1 protein-coding gene is annotated in these 1,239 nt (G+C 65.2%); it reads right to left on the bottom strand.

Annotated elements, in window-relative coordinates; translation table 11 throughout:
* Positions 1–7: 7 nt before the first annotated feature.
* Positions 8–1,138 carry an IS30 family transposase gene (locus ABVF28_RS17190; protein WP_371031455.1) on the bottom strand — a complete coding sequence of 377 codons (1,131 nt, stop codon included), beginning with the start codon at positions 1,136–1,138 and terminating at the stop codon, positions 8–10.
* Positions 1,139–1,239: the final 101 nt, after the last annotated feature.

Here is a 1,239-nt window from a genome sequence, read left to right as displayed (position 1 = left end):
GGTGGTGTCAGCCGGTCGTCGCAACACCTGGTCTTGGTGGATTCGAGAGTAGCTCTTCGAGGGTGGCTGCAGGGGTTCTACCGCCGAGGGTTTTTCGTGGTCGCTGGTTGAGTTCCGTCGCGACTTCGAGCAGCCGTGCAGGGCCGTGAGCGTTGAGGTTCGTGCCTTTCGGGAAGTACTGTCTCAGCAGTCCATTTGCGTTCTCGTTCGAGCCTCGCTGCCAGGGAGAGTGGGGGTCGCAGAAGTAGATCGCCATATCCGTTGCGAGGGTCACGTCGAGGTGTTTCGCCATCTCGGTTCCCTGGTCCCAGGTCAGCGACCGACGAAGATGGGCCGGCAGTGTGCTGATCGTCGCGATCAGTCCGTCTCGGACCGCGGGGGCGCTATGTCCGTTCGGGAGATGAACGAGCATCACGTAGCGGCTCGCGCGCTCGACGAGCGTGCCGATTGCAGATCCGGATGCCGACCCAACGATCAAATCGCCTTCCCAGTGCCCGGGGACGGCTCGATCTCGTGCTTCGGCGGGCCGTTCGCTGATGAGGATCTTGTCGCGGATCTTGCCCTTGTCGGTGAAGCGCAGGCCGCGAGGTTTGCGGGCAGCGCGCCCGGAGCGGAGGTGTGTGTGCAGGTCAGCGCGGAGGTGTCCGCGCCCCTGGACGAACAGGGCTTGGTAGATCGTCTCTGGTGCCACGCGCATCTCCGGACTGGATGGGAACAGACGGGCCAGGTCATCACTGATCTGCTGTGGACTCCAATTCTTCACCAGACGCTCCTCAACGAGCGCCGCGAGGACCGGCTCGTCGAGCCGGCATGCCTTCGGTCGGCGCGCGCGAGCCTCGCACTGCTTCTGGGCCGCGTGCGGCCGGTACCCATGTCTGCCCGGCTTGCCGTTGCGTCGCAGCTCGCGCGAGATGGTCGACGGCTGCCGTCCCAGCTCTCGCGCGATCTCACGCACCCCGGCGCCCTGCAGGCGCAGATCCGCGATCCGTAAGCGATCATCGAGCTCGAGATACCGACCCGATCGCGGTTTGTCCTCGACCGGGAATCGACCGCCGGCCGCTTTGATCCACCGATACCCCTGGCGTCTGTGCACGCCGAGAGTTTCACACGCCGCTGACGAAGATCGCCCCTCCCGCATCAGCTCCCAGAACTTTCGCTCGCGCTCCCGCGCAGCACCGCTCGCTGGCATCCGCCCACCCCTTACTCATCGGGGTGTTGCAACGACCGACAGAAACCGCC

The sequence above is a fragment of the Pseudoclavibacter sp. JSM 162008 genome, assembly GCF_041366455.1.
Taxonomy (GTDB): domain Bacteria; phylum Actinomycetota; class Actinomycetes; order Actinomycetales; family Microbacteriaceae; genus Pseudoclavibacter.
Note: the sequence above shows the minus strand (reverse complement) of the source record. Positions and strands in the feature narration are given on the sequence as shown.